At 40.9% G+C, this 19290-nt stretch carries 15 protein-coding genes; 5 read left to right on the top strand and 10 right to left on the bottom strand.

All coding sequences use genetic code 11. From position 1 onward, the window contains the following. Positions 1–2: 2 nt before the first annotated feature. The 9 genes from QVH07_RS14945 to QVH07_RS14905 form a co-directional block, all read right to left on the bottom strand. On the bottom strand, positions 3–1592 hold the full coding sequence (locus tag QVH07_RS14945; RefSeq protein WP_290001860.1) for an amidohydrolase family protein: 1590 nt from the start codon (positions 1590–1592) through the stop codon (positions 3–5). Positions 1593–1706: 114 nt separating this feature from the next. Next, positions 1707–2522 carry an enoyl-ACP reductase FabI gene (locus tag QVH07_RS14940; protein WP_290001858.1) on the bottom strand — a complete coding sequence of 272 codons (816 nt, stop codon included), beginning with the start codon at positions 2520–2522 and terminating at the stop codon, positions 1707–1709. Positions 2523–2600: 78 nt separating this feature from the next. After that, positions 2601–4253 carry a DNA repair protein RecN gene (recN, locus tag QVH07_RS14935; RefSeq protein ID WP_290001856.1) on the bottom strand — a complete coding sequence of 551 codons (1653 nt, stop codon included), beginning with the start codon at positions 4251–4253 and terminating at the stop codon, positions 2601–2603. 15 nt (positions 4254–4268) lie between these two features. Then, on the bottom strand, positions 4269–5171 hold the full coding sequence (gene porD / locus QVH07_RS14930) for a type IX secretion system protein PorD (RefSeq protein WP_290001853.1): 903 nt from the start codon (positions 5169–5171) through the stop codon (positions 4269–4271). A 29-nt stretch (positions 5172–5200) separates the two neighbouring features. After that, positions 5201–6406 (bottom strand): bifunctional phosphopantothenoylcysteine decarboxylase/phosphopantothenate--cysteine ligase CoaBC, encoded by a 1206-nt coding sequence (coaBC, locus tag QVH07_RS14925; protein WP_290001852.1) that lies wholly within the window; start codon positions 6404–6406, stop codon positions 5201–5203. A 1-nt stretch (position 6407) separates the two neighbouring features. Further along, a complete protein-coding gene (locus QVH07_RS14920) occupies positions 6408–6722 on the bottom strand; it encodes a DNA-directed RNA polymerase subunit omega (RefSeq protein ID WP_290001851.1) in 315 nt (104 codons plus the stop codon). Positions 6723–6732: 10 nt separating this feature from the next. Further along, complete coding sequence (locus QVH07_RS14915) at positions 6733–7623, bottom strand: outer membrane protein assembly factor BamD (protein ID WP_290001848.1); 891 nt, start codon at positions 7621–7623, stop codon at positions 6733–6735. Between the two features lie 71 nt (positions 7624–7694). Continuing rightward, positions 7695–8411 (bottom strand): T9SS type A sorting domain-containing protein, encoded by a 717-nt coding sequence (locus tag QVH07_RS14910; protein ID WP_290001845.1) that lies wholly within the window; start codon positions 8409–8411, stop codon positions 7695–7697. A 108-nt stretch (positions 8412–8519) separates the two neighbouring features. Next, positions 8520–10208 (bottom strand): OstA-like protein, encoded by a 1689-nt coding sequence (locus tag QVH07_RS14905; RefSeq protein WP_290001844.1) that lies wholly within the window; start codon positions 10206–10208, stop codon positions 8520–8522. A gap of 47 nt (positions 10209–10255) precedes the next feature. Here QVH07_RS14905 and tilS point away from each other — a divergent pair, with 47 nt between their 5' ends. The 5 genes from tilS to QVH07_RS14880 all read left to right on the top strand — a co-directional run bounded on the left by tilS (position 10256) and on the right by QVH07_RS14880 (position 17672). Further along, entirely contained in the window at positions 10256–11581 is a 1326-nt protein-coding gene (gene tilS / locus QVH07_RS14900) for a tRNA lysidine(34) synthetase TilS (protein WP_290001843.1), read from the top strand. After that, entirely contained in the window at positions 11578–12093 is a 516-nt protein-coding gene (locus QVH07_RS14895; protein ID WP_290001841.1) for a Crp/Fnr family transcriptional regulator, read from the top strand. Before tilS ends, QVH07_RS14895 begins: the two co-directional genes overlap by 4 nt. Positions 12094–12214: 121 nt before the next feature. Further along, positions 12215–13150: a malate dehydrogenase gene (mdh, locus tag QVH07_RS14890; protein ID WP_290001840.1), complete on the top strand. Its 936-nt coding sequence runs from the start codon at positions 12215–12217 to the stop codon at positions 13148–13150. Positions 13151–13250: 100 nt separating this feature from the next. Then, entirely contained in the window at positions 13251–15959 is a 2709-nt protein-coding gene (locus tag QVH07_RS14885) for a hypothetical protein (protein ID WP_290001839.1), read from the top strand. 51 nt (positions 15960–16010) lie between these two features. After that, complete coding sequence (locus tag QVH07_RS14880) at positions 16011–17672, top strand: mechanosensitive ion channel family protein (protein WP_290001837.1); 1662 nt, start codon at positions 16011–16013, stop codon at positions 17670–17672. 3 nt (positions 17673–17675) lie between these two features. On the opposite strand, the gene QVH07_RS14875 is transcribed toward QVH07_RS14880, so the two are convergent. Next, positions 17676–19283, bottom strand: coding sequence for a hypothetical protein (locus QVH07_RS14875; RefSeq protein ID WP_290001835.1), 1608 nt, complete (start codon positions 19281–19283; stop codon positions 17676–17678). Between the last annotated feature and the right edge of the window lie 7 nt (positions 19284–19290).

Genomic DNA, 19290 nt, shown 5'->3' with positions numbered 1-19290 from the left:
AGTTACCATTCTAACCCAGGCTGTTTCACTTCATAGCCTTTTTCTGCTTTGGCATCTATCACTATCTGTTTCACATCTTCCAGCAAAGCTTTTGCGTCGTAGACGATACCATCTTTTACGGTGTATTTTACTCCTCCCACGCGAATAGGTTGGTTATTTTCATCAATCCTTATCGCTCCAGTCCCATAAAGGACCTTAAGGTTCTGTAGCGGGTTTTCTTCCAAGATTACAAAATCGGCAAGCTTTCCCACTTCCACCGTTCCAATTTCTTTTTCCATCCCCAAGGCCTCAGCTCCATGCATAGTAGCAGCTCGAATAACTTCCAAAGGATGAAAACCTGCTTCTTGGAGTAATTCTAACTCACGGATATATGCAAAACCATAAAGCTGATAGATAAACCCAGAGTCAGAGCCAGCCGTCACCCTACCTCCACGGTTTTTGTACTCATTAATGAAGGTCATCCAGAGCTGATAATTCTTTTTCCAGTTTAATTCATCTGAAGTAGTCCAATCAAACCAATAAGAGCCATGGGATCTGCGGCTAGGCTGATAAAACATCCAGAGGGAAGGCAAAGTGTAAACAGCGTGCCATTCAGCGGTCCTTGCTCTCATTAAATCTCTATTGGCTTCATAAATATTAAAGGTGGGGTCCAGTGTGAAATCAAGCGCCAAGAGCTCCTCCATTATCGCATTCCAATGATCAGAATAAGGCTCAGCAGCCTGTTCCCAGAGCTTGCCCGCCTCAGCAAACCGGTGTTGCTCGTTTTGATAGTTATAATCCACCCGGAAATCTTGGATGGTTCTGTCCGTAAAAAGTGCCTCAGGCAATCCGTACCAATGTTCCATTGAGGTAAGACCAGCTCTTGCGGAGTTCATTACATTCCATCTAGCTACATCCATTTGCTGGTGATGCATAGCAGATCTTAACCCAATTCGCTTATTTTCAGAAATAGCCGCCTGCATTACCTCTGGGTTTGCACCAAAAAACTTAATCCCATCTGCCCCTTTGTCAGCATTGGCCTGAACCCAAGCCTTGGCCTGCTCAGCCGTAGTAATCGGTTCTTCAGAGCCCTGACCAAAGGAGGTATATGCTAAAATCCTTGGTGCAGTAATCTCATTATCGAGTGATCGCTGTTTTTGATCCAAGACCCAATCAATTCCATTACTAGCAGAAGGGTCACGGATAGTGGTAATTCCATGGGCCATCCAAAGCTTGTAAACGTATTCTGCACTCGTCCCTTGACCTCTTCCTCCTATATGGCCATGCATATCCACAAATCCAGGCAGAAGATAATGTCCTTCAAGGTTATACTCTTTATCATTCGGTCCGGCTTCAGGTCTACGGTTTTCAGAAATGGGTAAACCGGGATATCCAACGACCTGAATTCTGGTAATTTTATTTTGTTCTACCACTATATCCACCGGACCAATAGGTGGTGCCCCGGTGCCATCAATAAGTGTGACCCCTCTAAAAATTAATTTTTCAAATGGCCCTTCACCTTCTGCGCGATCAGGAGCAGGCTCTATTTGTGCCAAAGCAGAAAGCAAGAAAACAAAACTAAAAAGTGGTGTTAGGAATACTTTTTTAAACATAGGTTGATGGTTGGGTGGAAAGTTAAGTTAAGAAAAAGGTGGGTAATAAAAACCATCCCACAAAACAAAAAAGCCTGTTAAAAAACAGGCCTTGGATTGGAATAGGGGTTCCGATTACTTGTCACTCAGCTTATCCATCATTTCCTCAGAAATTCCGGTGAATGAATATCCTCCATCATGGAAAAGGTTTTGCATGGTCACCATTCTAGTGAGGTCTGAGAACATGGTTATGATATAATCCGCGCAGGATTCTGCTGATGCATTCCCTAGTGGAGAGAGTGATTCTGCGAAAGTGAAAAATGAATCAAATCCTCCAATTCCTGAACCTGCGGTAGTTTTGGTAGGCGACTGAGAAATGGTGTTCACCCTTACTTTTTTCGCTTTACCAAATCTATATCCATATCCCCTGGCAATACTTTCCAAAAGGGCTTTGGCGTCAGCCATGTCCGTATAAAAAGGAAAAACCCTTTGCGCAGCGATATAAGAAAGCCCCACAATGGAAGCCCATTCATTCATAATGTCCTTCTTCTCTGCTACCTGCATCATTTTATGAAAAGAAATCGCCGAGACATCATAAGATTTCATCGCCCAATCGTAATTCAAATCGCCATAGGATCTTCCTTTTCGAATATTTGGAGACATGCCGATGGAATGAAGAAGGAAATCAAAGTTTCCACCCAAAAACTCCTTGGCCTCGTCATAAAGCTTTTCGATATCCTCAACACTAGTCGCATCAGCTGGAATAACTATGGTGTTACATTCCTCAGCCAACTCATTTATAGCACCCATTCGCATAGCGATGGGGGCATTTGTCAGGACAAATTTAGCACCCTGCTCTTTAGCTTTGAGGGCAGTTTTCCAGGCAATGGAATTCTCATCCAGAGCTCCGGTGATTATTCCTACTTTTCCTTGCAGTAAGTTCTCAGGCATATTCGTGTGATTTTCATTAAAAGTTTGAACAAAAATAGCCTTTTTTCAGAAACCTGAATACGGCTTTTAAATCTGTGATCAGGAGTTCAAAAGCTCCTTGGCACTATTAATCGCTGAATCTGATGGACGTGCACCGGCTATCATTTTCGCCAGTTCTTCTATTCGACCTTCCGGATCAAGCTCTTTAATTTTACTCAATGTTCTTTCGGATGATTCTTCCTTATAAACAAAGAAGTGAGAATCCCCTTTCCCGGCTACTTGAGGCAGATGTGTGATACAAATAATTTGATGTCTTGAAGACATTTCTTTCATCATTCGAACCATTTGTAGGGCTACCTCTCCGGAAATACCTGTATCGATTTCGTCAAAAATCAAGGTTGGCAATGCCATCTTTTCAGCCATGAGGTATTTGATCGCAAAAAGAAAACGAGAAAACTCACCTCCTGATGCCACTTTTTTAAAAGGCTGTAAATCAGAACCCTTATTTGCTGAGAAAAGAAATTCTAGCTGATCTTGTCCGGATGAATTAGGCTCTACTCTCAAATTGGTGATTTTTACCCTCGCATTTGGCATTCCTAGTTTTCCGAGCAATTCTGAAAGCCTTTTCTCAAAGTCATCGAAGCAAGACTCCCGAAGCTCAGATAGGGTATCAGCCTTCTTATGAAGCTCTGCCTTTGAATTTTCAAATTTTCTTTTGCTTTCAGCCAAAGCTTCATCCAGGTTTTGAACTTGAAAAACTTTCTCTGCAAGTTCTTTTTCAAGCCCAAGTAGCTCTTCAACCGAACTCAGCCCATGTTTTTTTTGAAGCTGATAAATCCTGCTGATTCTCTCCCTCAGCTCCTCTAAATGTTCAAAGTTGACTTCTATTCCCGAGGACTCAGACTCGATACTATCTTCTATATCGTTTAATTCTATGTTGAGACTTTTTAGTCTTTCGGAAAAGGAGGAAAATCGCCCGCTTAAGTCTGCCAGATGATCAAGAATCCCGGAAAGCTGATTCAAGGACTGAGATACACCAAAGTTTTCATTTCTGATCAACTCCAGAGCTTCCTGGGCTTTGGCCTGAATCTCTTCACTGTTTTCAAGAAGTTCAAGCTCTTCTTCTATTTCCTCCTGCTCTCCTGACTTTAGTCCCAGTTCAGAAAGTTCGTTGAGTTGGAATTCATTAAAATCAGCTTCTTTCTTCATTTGTAAGGCTTCCTGATGAAGTTTCTCCATTTGAGATTTCGCATTCAGATAGGCCTCGAACTGTGCCTGATAGTCTTTTCGCTGGTGGGAGGCTTCAGCAAAAGCATCCACCAGACGGAGCTGGTAGCTACCATCTCCCAGTCTCAGGCTGTCGTGCTGAGAATGAACGTCCATGAGAGCAACGCCTAGCTTTTTTAGGGTATCCAAAAGAACTGGAGTGTCATTCACAAATGACCGGGATTTTCCTGAGGGATTAATTTCCCTCCGAATAATACAAGTGGAATCAAAATCTAGGTCCTCCTCCTTAAAAAAGGATTCAAGTCCATAATTACCAACATCGAAAATCCCCTCGATTACGCACTTTTGATCAGGAAAAAGCAAAACTTTGGTATCTGCCCGATTCCCCAAAAGCAAACTCACCGCACCCAGCATAATGGATTTTCCAGCTCCGGTTTCACCTGTGATCATGTTGAGCTTTGCCGAAGGCTGAAGCTCCAGATCATCAATCAATGCATAATTTTTTATGGTTAGGGATTTCAGCATGAGCTCTGACGGACCTTAGCTTTCTAACAATTCATTATACTTTCGGGCATTATTCGGATCCACCTCTAGAAGTAATTCCACCGCCTCAGATTTCAACTCAAATGAAGCATTTTGCAAGACCTGAGCAATTTCATCTCCTTTGGCATCCATGAATGAAATTACAAAAATTCCATTGGGCTGGGTGGTATTCGCTTCGGCCAAAATCCTGATGGCCTCAAGCATGTTAGAATAAGCCTGCTCCTCATTTACAAGAAGCACATCCATCCCCTGCCTATGATATAAATAATACGCATCTCGGACTTTGTCGAATACCGAGGATGTATAAATATCATTAATCAGCCAATATCGATTCCTCCGATCTGTGGTGCTTTGGCCCCAGCCAGGTCTTCCGGACTGCTGAGCATTATTTACTATATCATTGGCAATTTCAAAATATGGATTCCCCCCTCGACTTTCGAAGGAATCATAATCAATTCCCAGTGCGATATGAGCATAAAAGGCCAGCAGGGAGGTAATATTATTGAGATAGGTAAAGCGGTTAAATTCTAAGGGCTGTGAATCCAGGTATTGGAAATTCCAATTTCGATCTGCAAAATTGAAGATCAATGATTCGTAGTTAGTTCCATAGATAGGCCTGAGAACTTGAACCTGAACAGTGGCATTGTAGGACCCAACCTGTGGGACATCGTTTATGGTTATAAGCAGGTTACCCTTGATCCTCTCTTCAGGTCGAAACTCATCATTGGTCCAGGATCGGCCATTAAGAAACTGTTCAAAACTCGTCTTCATTTGATTGAACACATCAGTGTTTTGAATTCTGGACCGCTCTGCATTGATGGTAACGGTAAAATTCAATTCCTGCCCTACGGCCTGATATCCAAACGCACTGAATAAAAGAAAGAAGAAAAGTTTTTTCATCTGGATAAAAATAGGGAATAATCTATTCCTCATATCCAAACGGGGACATTTTTGATTTGGTCTAAAATCAATTCTGCAATTTCGGCTTTTGAAGCCAATTCAGATTCCTTTTGTTCACCCGATTGATGGAAAATGGTCACTTTGTTTGTGTCACTCTGAAAACCTGCACCTTTGTCTTGAAGTGAATTCAAAACCACTAAATCAAAGTTCTTCTTGCTGAGTTTCTGCTTGGCATTTTTCTTTTCATTCTCCGTTTCCAGAGCGAAACCAACGTGAATTTGCTTTTGACTCTTTTGTTTACCCAAGGTCAAAGCTATATCGGGATTCTTGGTCAAAGACAGACTTAAAGAAGAACCTGTTTTCTTGATCTTCTGATCTGCCACATTTGCTGGTTTATAATCGGCTACTGCTGCTGAAAAAACACAAATATCCATTTGCGAATGTACGGCAGAGGAAGCCTCAAGCATTTCATCTGCAGTTTTAACATGGATAGTCTTGAACTTCGAAGGAATTTCACCTTTTATCGGGCCAGCTATCAGATGAACTTCGGCTCCTCTCTTGGAAAATGCCTCAGCAATAGCTAATCCCATTTTCCCACTAGAATGGTTAGAGATAAAACGCACAGGATCTAAAGCCTCCTGTGTAGGCCCTAAAGTGATCAAAATCTTCTTACCCAGAAAGTCCTTCGATTTTGAAAAAAAATACTCGATCTCCTTGAAAATATCCTCAGGCTCCATCATCCTTCCTTGACCAGATAATCCACTGGCCAATTCTCCTGACTGGGCTTCCAGGATTTGGTTTCCATAAGAAGTTAACTTCTCCATGGAAGCCTGAACAGAACCATGCTTATACATATCCAAATCCATCGCCGGAGCTATCATGACCGGACATCTCGCCGATAAGTAAACCGCTTCCAGAAGATTATCACAAAGTCCCCCAGCAAACTTCCCCAAGGTATTTGCGGTAGCTGGAGCTACAAGCATTAAGTCAGCCCACAATCCCAATTCCACATGATTATTCCAGGTTCCTGTTTCATCTTTTTGGAATTCACTTAGCACTGGATTTTTCGAAAGAGTGGCCAGGGTGAGTGGGGTAATAAAATCTAAAGCAGAAGCCGTGGCTACAACTTGCACCTCGGCTCCTGCTTTTACTAAAAGTCTGATAAGGAAGGCTGATTTATAGGCAGCAATGCTACCCGTAACTCCTAAGAGTATACGCTTTCCTTTTAACATCATTTTATTTGCTTTCTTCCTCTTCCGGGAATCTATAATAAACTTTTCCTTCCATGAATTCTTCCATTGCCAAGGTGGTAGGCTTTGGCATTCTTTCATAAAATTTAGAAATCTCAATCTGCTCCTTGTTCTCGAAAACCTCTTCCAGATTATCCACTGTAGAAGCAAATTCAGAAAGCTTTGTGTTCAACTCTTCCTTAAGAGAAGAAGCAATTTGCTTTGCTCTGTTTCCGACAATGTGAAGTGACTCATAGATATTCCCTGTAGGTGCAGCTACTTTGTCAAGATCTCTTGTAATAATTGATGGATTAATTGCCATTGTTTTTGATTTAATTATTGTCTTTTGATTTGGCCAAAGCTTCGGCCTCTTTTTCAGCTTTATTTCTAGCTACTTCAGCTTTTAGCTCCTGATGCTCGGCAAGCTCCGAACGTGCAAGCTCTTCGTAGCTTTTCACATCTGAAGTGAATTTGGAGTCAGGATATCGACGATAGAAGTTGCTGGCGAATACGATAGCGTCATTTAAACGTTCTTCCTTTTTCGAAAATACGCTGTTCTCTGCATATCCTGTACTCACTTCAACAAGCTTCGCGGCGAGCTCCTCGTTATATTCACTTTCTGGATAATCCTTTGCAAAATTCTGGAAATTCACGATACAAGCCCGATAGAAATCTCCTGGAAATAGACCATCCTTTAATCTATAATACATGGAAGCCTCTTGGTAAGCCTTCTCCTCAAATCTCTCTTCAAGGGTGGTTAGCATATCCATGGCTCTTTCGTAGTTTCCTGAACCAGGATACCGGGTTACAAACTGCTGAATCGCAGCTACCGCCTCCTGAGAACTCTGTTGATCTAAATTATAATCTGGTGAATCCAAGAATAAGGAATAAGCATGCATGAATAATGCTTCCTCAGCCAAAGGGCTTCGATTATATGTTCTGTAGAAATTATTGAAGTATCCAGCTGCCTCAATGTAACGCTTAGTCTTAAAATGGCAGTCTGCATAGTTATAATCAGCCATTTCTGCTTTTTCGCTACCCTTGATCACCGGTAAAACCTTATCATACAGAATGATGGCCTTATTGTATTCACCCTCCTGATAATAGTTATTCGCTCCCGTGTAAAGCTCTTCCCAATTGGTGCTTTTTTCCAACTTGGCAAAAGGGCCACATCCACTCAGAATCAGAACTGCTGCAATTATGCTTGCTAATCTATATCGCATGGTAGTTTTCAAGACCGCAAATATACGGATTTTTTTTCGATTGAATTTTAAATTTAACTAATGGTGGCTGACTACTTTTTCACAACCAACTTTTTGGTGACAATATTCTTATTATCCACAAAAAGGGTGTAAAAGTAGACTCCTGGATTGAAATCAGATACGTTGATTACCAGGGTATTTTGACCTGGTTCCAGGTCATAAGAGCTCACTGGATTCCCGATAAAACTATTGATAGAAATACGGGCATCAACGTCTCCCTCTTTCAAATCATAGTCTATCTGCGCAATCCGCTGTGAAGGGTTGGGATAAACGTCCGTAAGCGAAATAGCTTCATGTTCAAACCCATCCTCAGACGTAGTAGGTCCTTCCACTTCATAGTTTGCTTGTACAACGAAGGCATCTCTGATATTCTTTTCATTAACAAAGAATAAATCGAAAGAGCCTCTTGCCTCCACAATTCCCAACTCAAATTCAAGATACAAGTCTGTCATAATCTCTCCTGGCTCCAAATTGATCTTGATTTTAGCAAGATCTCTTTTGGAATCGAAACAATCTTCCCCAATACAAATTTTTACGTCCTGTGAAGAGCCTATGCTTCCCCGAACATTTTTAAGAAAATAAGTTTGAGATTGATCCGTTTCATTTTGAAGGATCACGGTTTTACGTTGGGACTGGTTAAGGGTACCACGAAAATCTAGTTCATCACTCAGAACTTTCACTTCCTGCGCATTGGAAAGCAATGGCAAGCTCAGCAAGAGCCAGAAAAAAATAGCGAGAAACCTTTTCATGTAAACCTTTTACCTATACGCAGTTATCTTTATCAGTAGATAATATACGGACAAAAATAGATTGTAGGTTACCATTTACTCAAAAAATCGCCTTAATTGTTGTTAAGCTTACTGAAATAAAAACTGGCCTTTCACGTTTCCCTTCGTTTTAAGAGTTGAAGGAAGTGGCCTATCTGACTTTTTAGGCTCAAAAATTCCCTTTTCACGGAGTGAATTCTGTATTTCATCCTCTGTAGGCATGCGAATTTCCACCTCAGGAATATCAAAAAGATTTTCAGCATCAAGATCTATTTCCTCCGGCTTCCTCCACGCATCAATGATCCCTTTATTGGGTTTTTCATCCTCCCTCCATTCAAAGTCATCCAACCTCGAGTTTTCCTCATCTATCTGCTGCACAGGGACAAAACGCCCGTCAGGCTTAATATTGTACATTACTTTTCGTATCGCTCCTTCTTTAAAATCCATCCTAATGGATGCACTTAGGGTTAGATTTATTCCCTGAGTCAGGGTATCCCCTTCCAAAGCATAATAAAGAGATTCCGCATTTCCATCAATTTGAATCTGATTGATATTTCCTTCAGAAAAAGTAGCGGTCATGTTCCGCCCCTTCATTTGATTATAATTTAGAAGAGTATCTGTAGCTATGGCAAAAGCATTATCTTTCATAAAGACCTTATCCAGATTATCATTCTTGAGAAAAAAGGTCATACTATCTGCAGTTATCTGACTTTTTTCATTCCATAAAACCGGATCCCTAAAAAGCTTAATGGTTGAATCTGCATAATTGTAACTTAATGAATCTGAGACTCCGTAAACTTCTGATTTAAGAAGTTTTACATTAGGGAAAGCGGTCAAATAATTCATGGAGTCTACATCATTATCTAATGAAATCAGACTATCCGCGATCATGAAGAGGGTATCCTGTTCGAAATACTTCCGGACTAAAGCCTTACCATAAACTCTGCTGAATTTACTCTCTTCAAAATACTCTCCCACATCTCCAAAAATCTCAACATCTCGTTCCTTATTCAAAACACGTACATCTTCCTTTCCTTCATAGTACATGCCGGCTTCATCATAAAAAAGCTCCTGAGCTTTTACCCTACTGGTTTCAGTTTCTACGGTTCCATCAAAAAATCTAAATTTCTTCCCTTGGGTATCATAAAAGCTTCCTTTGACCGCATCCAGCGTATTTCCCTCGGCTGAAATCAAATTAGTCAACCCCTTGGTTTCAGCTGTTTTGGGAATGGTGAGATAGACCAAGTAATTGGTTTTCAAAGTATAATCCGGATTTACCAAAACTACCTCATCGAGGAAAGTGATCCTCTCCAGGGATACCTCATATCTACCCTTTTCACTCGTCAATACATTTGTGGAATCCACTACCCTGCCTCCATTGAAATAATTAGCGACATTGGATAGTCGGTTGTAATCCAAAAACTCTGTATACAGAGTCGTTTCTTGATTGGTGAATACCACGCTATTTCTAAGCTTTGCAACCTTAGTATTGCCGTCATACTCAGCATATCGACTGGTGGTAATTACCGGGTCATCCGTATCGATAATTCTAACGTTTCCGAAAAGCTGAGCCCGGTTTTCAGTTCTAAAGAAATGAGCTGAGTCACAATAAATCAAAGAGCTCTGATTTTTCATCTCTACATTTCCCATTAGCCGTTCAAAGCCGTCTGCTCCAGCAAGCAAGTCCGCCTTCCTGATTTCAAGAGTGTTATCCTGTGCCTTGAGTAATAAAACTGGAATCAGAAAAAGCAGGAAAAGAAAAAGGGAAGCTTTGTTCATGTTTAACAATGATGGGCAAAATTAGTAGAAAATGATATTTTTGATCAATGATCAAGTCTTTTATCCATCATATACAGGAGAAAGGTCTCTTAAATTTTGATAAAAAATATCTTCTTGCATGTAGTGGTGGTTTGGACAGCATGTGCCTAGCTCACCTGCTTCTGGAAAGTAAAATATCTTTTGAAATTGCTCATGTGAACTATCAGCTGAGAGGAGCTGAAAGCAAGGGAGATTATGAATTCGTAGAAGCATTTTGTGAATCAAATTCAATAGCCTTTAATAGTTTGGAAACGGATACCCATTCGTATGTAGAACGAAATAAGGTATCGGTCCAAGAAGCTGCCAGAGATATTCGTTATGATTTTTTCGAAAAAATCTGTCGGGAAAAAAATCTGGAAGGAGTTTTGACTGCTCACCATCAGGATGACCAAATAGAAACTGTTTTCATAAATCTTTTACGCGGAACAGGCATCGAGGGACTGGCAGGAATGTCAGAAAAAAGGGGTGACGTAATCCGCCCTCTTTTAAATTTCTCCAGGTCTGAGCTTGTGAAATTCGCCACAGAATTGGGGATTTTCTGGCGGGAGGATTCGTCAAACCAAAAAACAGATTACCTCAGAAATAAGCTAAGACATGATGTACTTCCTGCACTTTTTAGCTCTAGGGAAGATGCTAGGCAAAACCTTCTAAACAGCTTGCAGCGGATAAAAGACACGGGCCGAGCATTCAGCAGTCTCTATCAAGAATGGAAGAGGAAATTCACTTCAAAAGAAGGTGACTTGTGGGTTCTTAACGCAAAGGGGTTGAAAAATCATAGTGGAGCCCAATCTCTACTTTTCTATTGGGTTAGAGACTTTGGCTTTAATTCAGACCAGGCCAATGACATGCATACCGCTTTGATTTTAGCAGAACCCGGAAAGCTTTTCAATTCTTCAAGCCATTTGGCAAATGTTGATAGGAATCAAATTCTCATTGCAGAGAAAGGTGGCGAACAGAAGAAGGCTTTTATTCAGGAATCCGATATTCAGATAGAAACGGCTGCTGGAACTTTCTCTATTTTAAAAGTTGAGCCAGGTGATTTTTTGGATAAAAATCCGGAAAACGCCATGTTGGACTTAAGCCAGCTCGAATTCCCTTTAACACTCCGGGCCATCGAGACTGGGGACCGATTTGTTCCACTTGGAATGAAGAATGAGAAAAAAATCAGTGATTTTCTGATTGATTTAAAAGTACCCCTGATTAAAAAAGCACGAGTGAATGTATTACTTTCAGGAAACCGAATAGCCTGGGTTTTGGGTTACCGTATTGCTGACTGGGCAAAAGTGAATTCTGGAACAAAAGAAATTATCTATTTCAAAAAGGAGTCAAAATGAATAATCCCTTCTCAAAAACCTTTTCTTCCTCCGACCTCGAAACATTTAAATTTTTAGGGTCGATCAAACTTTTCGAAAGGTTAAGAAATAAGGAGATGGCGAGGTTTCTACCTGCACTTCATTCCAGGAAGTACAAGATGGATGAAGTTGTTTTTTTTAGTAAGGATCCCAGCCAGGCACTTTACGTTGTAAAGAGAGGAAAGATTGAATTGACTATAGATATCAAAGACAGTTTTGAGACCATCCTGGAGGTGGGTCCAGGACAGGCCTTTGGAGAAAATTCCCTGCTAGAAAACGCCAAACGAACTTACACAGCTATTGTGAAATCTGAGGATGCCGATCTTTTGGTAATTCCTTACTTTTCCTTTCAGGAAATTTTTGCGAGCAATCCAAAAGTCAAGGCTAAGATGATGACATCACTTGCTGAATACTACAATGAAAATAATCAGCGCCTTTTCAGGTCCTACCGTTCATCCTTCGGTTTCTTCCGCTTGAGAGAAATGTTCGAATAGGAAGCATTGTTCTTCCATCTATCCTCAATGATATAAGAGCTTCAGTTCCGAATCTGCCCTTTGTTTAATAACTTAGCGCAGCTTTTTATCAAGTTTTTAACAAAAAAATATAGAAATCACAATGAGCAAAGTAACCGTAGTAGGAGCCGGAAACGTAGGCGCCACTTGTGCTGATGTTTTGGCCTATAGGGAAGTAGCAGAAGAAATCGTTCTTGTTGACATCAAGGAAGGTGTAGCAGAAGGTAAAGCCCTTGACATTTGGCAGAAAGCCCCTATCAATCAATATGACAGCAGAACTGTAGGCAGCACTGCAGATTATACAAAAACAGCAGGGTCGGACGTAGTTGTGATCACTTCAGGTCTTCCAAGGAAGCCAGGAATGACCCGTGATGATTTGATCGAGACCAATGCAGGAATCGTGAAATCTGTAACTGAAAATGTGATCAAGCATTCTCCTGATGCCATTGTCATCATCGTTTCAAATCCGCTGGATGTGATGACTTACCAGGCACATCTTACTTCCAACCTCCCAAGAACCAAGGTAATGGGAATGGCAGGGATCCTGGACACAGCACGATACAGAGCCTTCATTGCTTCAGAACTGAATGTTTCACCAAAAGAAATCCAAGCTATCCTCATGGGTGGACACGGTGATACCATGGTGCCACTTCCACGATATACAACAGTGGCCGGGATTCCAGTAACTGAATTGATCGAGAAGGAAAAGCTTGACGCTATTATTGAAAGAACGAAGTTTGGCGGTGGTGAATTGGTAAAACTTATGGGAACTTCAGCATGGTATGCACCAGGTTCTGCAGCTGCCCAAATGGTAGAAGCCATCCTTAAAAATCAAAGAAGGGTATTCCCAGTTTGTATCAAGCTCGACGGGGAATATGGAATCGACGATTGCTACCTTGGAGTACCGGTTATTCTTGGGAAAAATGGAATCGAAAAGGTTCTTGAGTTAGACCTCAATGAAGAGGAAAAAGCATTACTTGAAACTTCCAGAGGCCATGTGAAAGAAGTAATGGCTGTCTTGGATAAGCTTTCTAGCTAAGCTTTAACCAAATTTGACACAGAGACCTAAGACCTCGAAGCATTGCTAAGAGGTCTTAGGTCTTATTTTTGCTATATCAAGTACGTTCAAAATTCATCATGTGAAAATCTGGAAAAGTACCACCATTAGCATTCTGATTGGATTGATAATATTGGCTGGATGGATGATATCCCGCACGCTTTTTTCGTCCAAAAAAGTAAATAACCTGGAGTTGATTTCCAGAGATGCCATCTTTACCCTCGAATCTTACAATGCCGCTGAGACTTGGAATCAATTAGTGAATTCTAAGGCATACCCCTTACTCCAGAATTTCCCAGCATTCAAAACAGTTTCGGATCAAATAGCAGCTCTGGATAGCTTGACTGGCTCACAGGGTATCGTTGCTAGCGAACTGGCAGGAAGGCAAACAACCATTAGCCTCCACCCTGTCGGAAAGGAAAATTTCGACCTCATGTATATGCTTAGCTTAAGGGAGGGTAAGGCAAGAGACATGATCGACCTAATCAAAGGAAAGCTGAAGAATGGCGAGCGGTTTCAAAGTCGAACATATAGTGATCGTGAAATCCTTGAGCTATTTGATGGCAATAATGACAGGAAATGGAGTGTGGCCTTTTTAGGTGATTTGGTCCTGGTTTCCTCCTCCTCGTTTATGATCGAAGAGGCCATTAGATTTTACGAAAATCCAAACCTGCCTAATTTTGCATCATTTTTTCAAGAAGATATTCTTGATCAGGAATCAGAAGGGAGAATTCTGATCACAAGTACCGGTATCGCCAACTTACTGAAAGGAGTTCAGGGAAAAACCACTGACCCCACTATTGCTAAGTTCGAACAGTACCGCCAAGGATTTGCTCTGGACCTTAATCTTAAACCTTACGAATTAGGGTTTAGCGGAAACATAAATTTTCCAGAGGAAGTGAACTTTACCCCTTCCATAAATGCGAACATCAATGCAATTCTTGATGTCATTCCATCCAGTACTTCAGCAGTTACCCAAATCAACCTCGAAGGGATTTATGAAACTCAAAAATTGGTAAATAGAGCATTTACCATGCGGGAAACACTTACTGCCCAAATTGAATTAGAACTTCTTTCCAAGGGGTTCTTAGACACGTTTTATGGAGATTTATATTTTCTGACTTTAGAAAAAATCGGTCCGATTAATGAGAATTTTGGGCTGATCGCCAGAAGCTCAAATACAGATGCCGTAATCGAGCTTTTAAAAAACTACCAAAATCAAGACGGATCTGTGGTATCCGACTTTTATCGAGACCAGGAAATCATTCTAATCAATGAGCAAGATTTCATTGCACATGTGTTCAATGGAAAGTTTCAGGGCTTCAATCAAACCTGGGTTTCGGCGATTGATGATGTTTTGATTTTCAGCAATAATCAACAAAGCATGAAACTCATTTTGGATGATATTGCCAATGGAGATACTTGGGGAAAAAGTACCCAACCGAATCCCATGAGGAATTCATTGACGGCGAGTTCAGGCTTTTCCAAAACAATTCTTAGTAGCAAATCCTGGGATGCTTGGACTGCTGCGGCTTCACCGTATTGGAATAGCTTTTTTCAAAGATACCGATCAAGCTTCCAGCAGTTTTATGGTATAAGCCTAAAGCTGAACCAATATCCTGATCGTTTGACGGCGAGCCTCACTTTTCCTTTTTCTGGAGTGGAAGCTCCGCCAATTGAGTCCACTCAGGAAGCCATTGCTTTGGAACCTACCAATCGAGTAATATTTGACAATAACTTGATTTTTGGGCCTCAAGTGATCACGAATTATCAGGATGGTTCTGAAGACATTGTGGTTCAGGATGATAATTATAATTTGATACTTCTAAACTCTGCAGGTGATCAAGTTTATTCGGTTCAGCTAGATGGACCCGTGATTTCTGATGCTTTTCAGATTGATTATTATAAAAATCAAAAGCTACAACTCTTAGTGGCTACTCAAAACAGAATTTATGGAATTGATCGGCTGGGGAATCCTTTATCCGGATATCCTATAACCATCCCTGGAAAAACCCTGAGTACGCTTAATTTAGTTGATTATAACAACACTAAGGCCTACCGATATTTTGTGAGTACAGAAGATGGTCAGCTTTATCTTTTGGACAAAACTGGCCAAAGACTCGATGGATGGAATCCAAAACCCGTAGGTGCAAAAACAATTGGTGTGGCCCGGCACGTACGGGTTCCTAGACAAGGTGATTACATGATCGCCTTTACTGAACCGGGGCTTTTGCATTTCTTTAACCGACGAGGAGAAAGACAAGTACCAAATCCGGTAAATCTTGGAACAAGCTTTAAATCCTCTGTAATTGCTTTCAATAATCCTTCGAGCAAGATCCTGGAACTTGTGAATATCTCTACTGGAGGAGAAATAAAGAAGAGCAATTTCAATGGAGAAATTACCTACACAAATCAGTTGGTTAAGGAAGGTGCAGATAGCGAGTTTTTCCTAGTCGCTGACCAGGACGAAAGTGATTTTCTCATTGTGGGAAAAGAATTTAATAAAATCAAGATCCTTGATTCTCAGGAAAATGAAATGTTTACGGTAAGCACATCTACTGAGCAATTTGAAATTCAGTTTTTCAATTTTGGAACAAACCGGAGAATAATCTCTGTAACAGATTTGATTCAGGAGTTTAGCTATCTATACGATGCTGATGGAAACCTTCTTACCACTTTGCCACTAGAAAGTAGTGGTAAACTGGAGGTAGGTTTTGATTCTTCAGGTAGACAATACATCATCAGGTGTAGGGCCAGAAATCAGATTATTGAATACGCTTTGGCTTACTGAGTTTTGCCAAGCATGGGCTTATGACTAACTTTGCCCGCAAATCACCTACTCATGAGATTTCTTACTATCGCACTTATATTTTTATGCTTTTTTGCAGGGCAAAGCTCCTTTGCGCAGCTAGTTTCAGACGATAACGCTCTGGATGAAATCAATTATGACGTAAATCTTACGACTCCTTATCATACTACCCTGACTTTCTTTTTTAATCTGGAAGACAATAATTTCAAGCCCGAAGAAGCAGCCAAAGCATTGAATTGGAGAGGGATGGAAGATGCTGATAAGGAAGACCTGAGTGTTAAGCTTAAGCAAATTTTTGAGGGTCGTGGTGTAGCTGTGAGAACGAGCCAGATTCCAAATGAGCCAGGTTACCTGGACAGCCTGGCTGGAAATGAACCTATTTTCTATTTCGATAGACAAAAGCTCCCAGGAATTTTTCTATCCAAGAGAGGAGAAGAATGGAAGTTTTCAAGTTTTTCGGTTGGCGAAATCGAGAGAATGCACCGGGAAACTTATCCGTATGGTACTGCCCGACTATTGAATCTGCTGCCAAAAATAGGCACGGATAAATATTTTGGTTTGTACCTATGGCAGATCATTGGTCTGGGGATTTTGATCCTTTTTGTGTTTCTGACTCATTGGGTATTGACCTTTCTAGTGGACAAGGTGCTTCTTTATGTCATTAGCAAACTTGGGTATGGAAATGAAGGGGAGAAGTATCTACTGCCTGTAGCGAAAGTCACCAGTATCTATTTCATTGTTCTACTCTTATCCCTTTTCATTCGGGTACTCCAGCTTCCGATAGAAGTTTGGTCCTGGTTGGTAATCATTTTCATGGTTCTGAAACCACTGATGATCACCATCATTTTTTACAAAATAGTGGACGTTGTTGCCGCTTATTTTGTCAAGCTTGCACTGAAAACTGAGTCCACACTTGATGATCAGCTGGTTCCTCTTTTGAGAAAAACTCTCAAAGCATTCGTCGTGATAATCGGTACCCTCTTCATCCTTCGTGATGGATTAAGTTTGGATATCATTCCTTTCCTCACGGGTCTTTCGATTGGTGGTGTGGCCATCGCCCTGGCGGCTCAGGATACGATAAAAAACTTCTTTGGATCGGTTATGATCTTTGTAGACCGACCTTTTCAGGTTGGAGATTGGATTACCTCGGGTGATGTGGACGGTACAGTGGAGGAGGTGGGCTTCAGGTCCACCAGAGTGAGGACTTTCCGAAATTCTGTGATGTACATCCCAAATGGTAAAATCGCAGATGCCACAGTGGATAATCATGGCCTCCGTCAATATCGTAGATTTTATACTACGATAACCATTACTTATGACACACCACCTCAGCTAGTGGAGGAGTTCATTAAGGGGCTTAGAGAAATTGTTTTGGCTCATCCGCATACGCGCAAAGATTACTTTAACATTTACTTTAATAATCTTTCGTCTTACAGTCTGGATATCATGTTTTATGTGTTTTTTGAAGTGCCTACCTGGCCAATGGAGCTTCAAAGCAGACATGAACTTCTGATCCAGATTATGAAGCTAGCGGAAACCCTTGGAGTTCGCTTCGCATTCCCGACACAAACGTTACACATGGAGTCATTCCCCGAAAAAAAGGAGCTATCTCCAGACTTTAGTCAAGAAACGGAAGAAAGTTATAAGAAGAAGCTCGGGGCGTTTTTGCAGCAAGAACTTGGAAAGAAACAGTGAGCCTCAATCCGCGGATGATATCCTTCTAGTGATTGTCTCGAGTTTTCCATTTTGATCCCTGTACATCACTTTCACTTCCCAAGGCAAATCAATTGAAGGAAAGTGAATTTTTAGCTCTTGAGGAGTCAAATCTGGTATAATTTCTGACCAAAAAAGAATAGCTCTCCAATCAGGAACCCGGTCTTCCTCATTGGGGGTAAATATTTGGGATATGTCGACCAATTCCATCGATAAGCCCTGATATTCCAGGTAAATGCCATTGGAAGGAATGGGGAAATTGCCAAAATTATTCTTATACGAAGTAAAACTCATAACTCCCGGAAAAGCTTCTTCATTTAAATAAAAACTTCGGGTTAGAATCTCCAATTTTTGAAAGTGTGAGGGATTGAACCTGGCTAATCGGTCTGAATCGAATACCGGCATAGCGTCCACAAGCATCAAAGGATTTGAATCGAAAACCCTGTTTTTCACTTTATCCACTACTCTGAAATCCTTCTTTTTATCCTGTGTTCTGACACTCACCTCAGGAACATATTCCTTAACCACAGTTTCTACCGTTTCAAATCTGGTATAATCATCAAGGAGATACGTTCTATCTTCAACAAATCCAGTGACCACTGGATTAGCTGTACTGCTAAAATCCTGGACGAAATATTGCTCGACCTGACTAGACTTTAAAAGCTCATTAAGAAATTCCTCATCATCAGGAGAAATAATAAATTCAGGGAAAATAAAATCCTCAGAAAAGGAGGTTTGTGGAGAAGGAGAAACCACACTAAAATCAATCAAACTCTCATTTCCATTGGTTTGAGCGATAATGAAATCCCATTCTTTTATCCCACCTGTATCGAAATAAAGTGAGCCATTCCTGTCAGGCCTGTCGGTGAAAAGAGCCGACTTTTCACCATGAACTGAGATAAAATAAAGCTGCGTAGTATCAATAGCTTTGGGATTTACATACCCTTCCACGATATGACCAAATAACTCCGGGACTAAATTTCTTGATGGCAGAGATTCATAAATATCCGATGATGAAAAATCATAATGAGTCAGGTAGGGGTTTGCCACAGAAACTGATGCTGAAATTATTTCTCCATTAACACCGGTCAAATCTAATTCAAGCTCATTTTGATTTCTTTGGGCTAAAATGGTCTCATTTCCACTTGCCTCTGTTCCTTGTTCCATTTTATCTGGAGCAGGGCTCACCGTAGGAGGAATTCTCGGATTGACCACAGTGATTAGCTTTTGACGCAGTCCAAGTTCAAAATCCAAATATGGGCTGATCCTGGTGAATACCCGGATAAGGTAATGATCAGAAGGGATGTCATTTGGGAGATTTAGGAAATTAATCGTCTTGCCATCGGTCAACTGAAATTTACCCAAAGCCACGGATTGATTGTTTCGATTCAAAATTTCCACATAGCCAATTTGAGATTTCACCTTCTCATTTTTAGATGAAATATCTATACTCACCCAAAGCCTTTCTCCTGAAATGTAAATCGACTTTGGAATATCAAAGTCTACAATTTCGGCAGTCAAATTTTCCGTAGGGTTTTGAGCCGAGCTTTGCAAAGCATATAAAAAAGTGACGAATAGGAAGAAATATCTCATGCCCTTC

This window comes from Algoriphagus sediminis (assembly GCF_030403435.1).
GTDB lineage: Bacteria > Bacteroidota > Bacteroidia > Cytophagales > Cyclobacteriaceae > Algoriphagus > Algoriphagus sediminis.
This window is presented reverse-complemented; position numbering and strand designations above follow the sequence as displayed.

What these genes read in the sequence shown, in the direction of transcription:
- QVH07_RS14945 (WP_290001860.1), bottom strand. Translation starts at nt 1,592, where the DNA reads ATGTTTAAAAAAGTATTCCTAACACCACTTTTTAGTTTTGTTTTCTTG.
- QVH07_RS14940 (WP_290001858.1), bottom strand. Translation starts at nt 2,522, where the DNA reads ATGCCTGAGAACTTACTGCAAGGAAAAGTAGGAATAATCACCGGAGCT.
- recN (WP_290001856.1), bottom strand. Translation starts at nt 4,253, where the DNA reads ATGCTGAAATCCCTAACCATAAAAAATTATGCATTGATTGATGATCTG.
- porD (WP_290001853.1), bottom strand. Translation starts at nt 5,171, where the DNA reads ATGAAAAAACTTTTCTTCTTTCTTTTATTCAGTGCGTTTGGATATCAG.
- coaBC (WP_290001852.1), bottom strand. Translation starts at nt 6,406, where the DNA reads ATGATGTTAAAAGGAAAGCGTATACTCTTAGGAGTTACGGGTAGCATT.
- QVH07_RS14920 (WP_290001851.1), bottom strand. Translation starts at nt 6,722, where the DNA reads ATGGCAATTAATCCATCAATTATTACAAGAGATCTTGACAAAGTAGCT.
- QVH07_RS14915 (WP_290001848.1), bottom strand. Translation starts at nt 7,623, where the DNA reads ATGCGATATAGATTAGCAAGCATAATTGCAGCAGTTCTGATTCTGAGT.
- QVH07_RS14910 (WP_290001845.1), bottom strand. Translation starts at nt 8,411, where the DNA reads ATGAAAAGGTTTCTCGCTATTTTTTTCTGGCTCTTGCTGAGCTTGCCA.
- QVH07_RS14905 (WP_290001844.1), bottom strand. Translation starts at nt 10,208, where the DNA reads ATGAACAAAGCTTCCCTTTTTCTTTTCCTGCTTTTTCTGATTCCAGTT.
- tilS (WP_290001843.1), top strand. Translation starts at nt 10,256, where the DNA reads ATGATCAAGTCTTTTATCCATCATATACAGGAGAAAGGTCTCTTAAAT.
- QVH07_RS14895 (WP_290001841.1), top strand. Translation starts at nt 11,578, where the DNA reads ATGAATAATCCCTTCTCAAAAACCTTTTCTTCCTCCGACCTCGAAACA.
- mdh (WP_290001840.1), top strand. Translation starts at nt 12,215, where the DNA reads ATGAGCAAAGTAACCGTAGTAGGAGCCGGAAACGTAGGCGCCACTTGT.
- QVH07_RS14880 (WP_290001837.1), top strand. Translation starts at nt 16,011, where the DNA reads ATGAGATTTCTTACTATCGCACTTATATTTTTATGCTTTTTTGCAGGG.
- QVH07_RS14875 (WP_290001835.1), bottom strand. Translation starts at nt 19,283, where the DNA reads ATGAGATATTTCTTCCTATTCGTCACTTTTTTATATGCTTTGCAAAGC.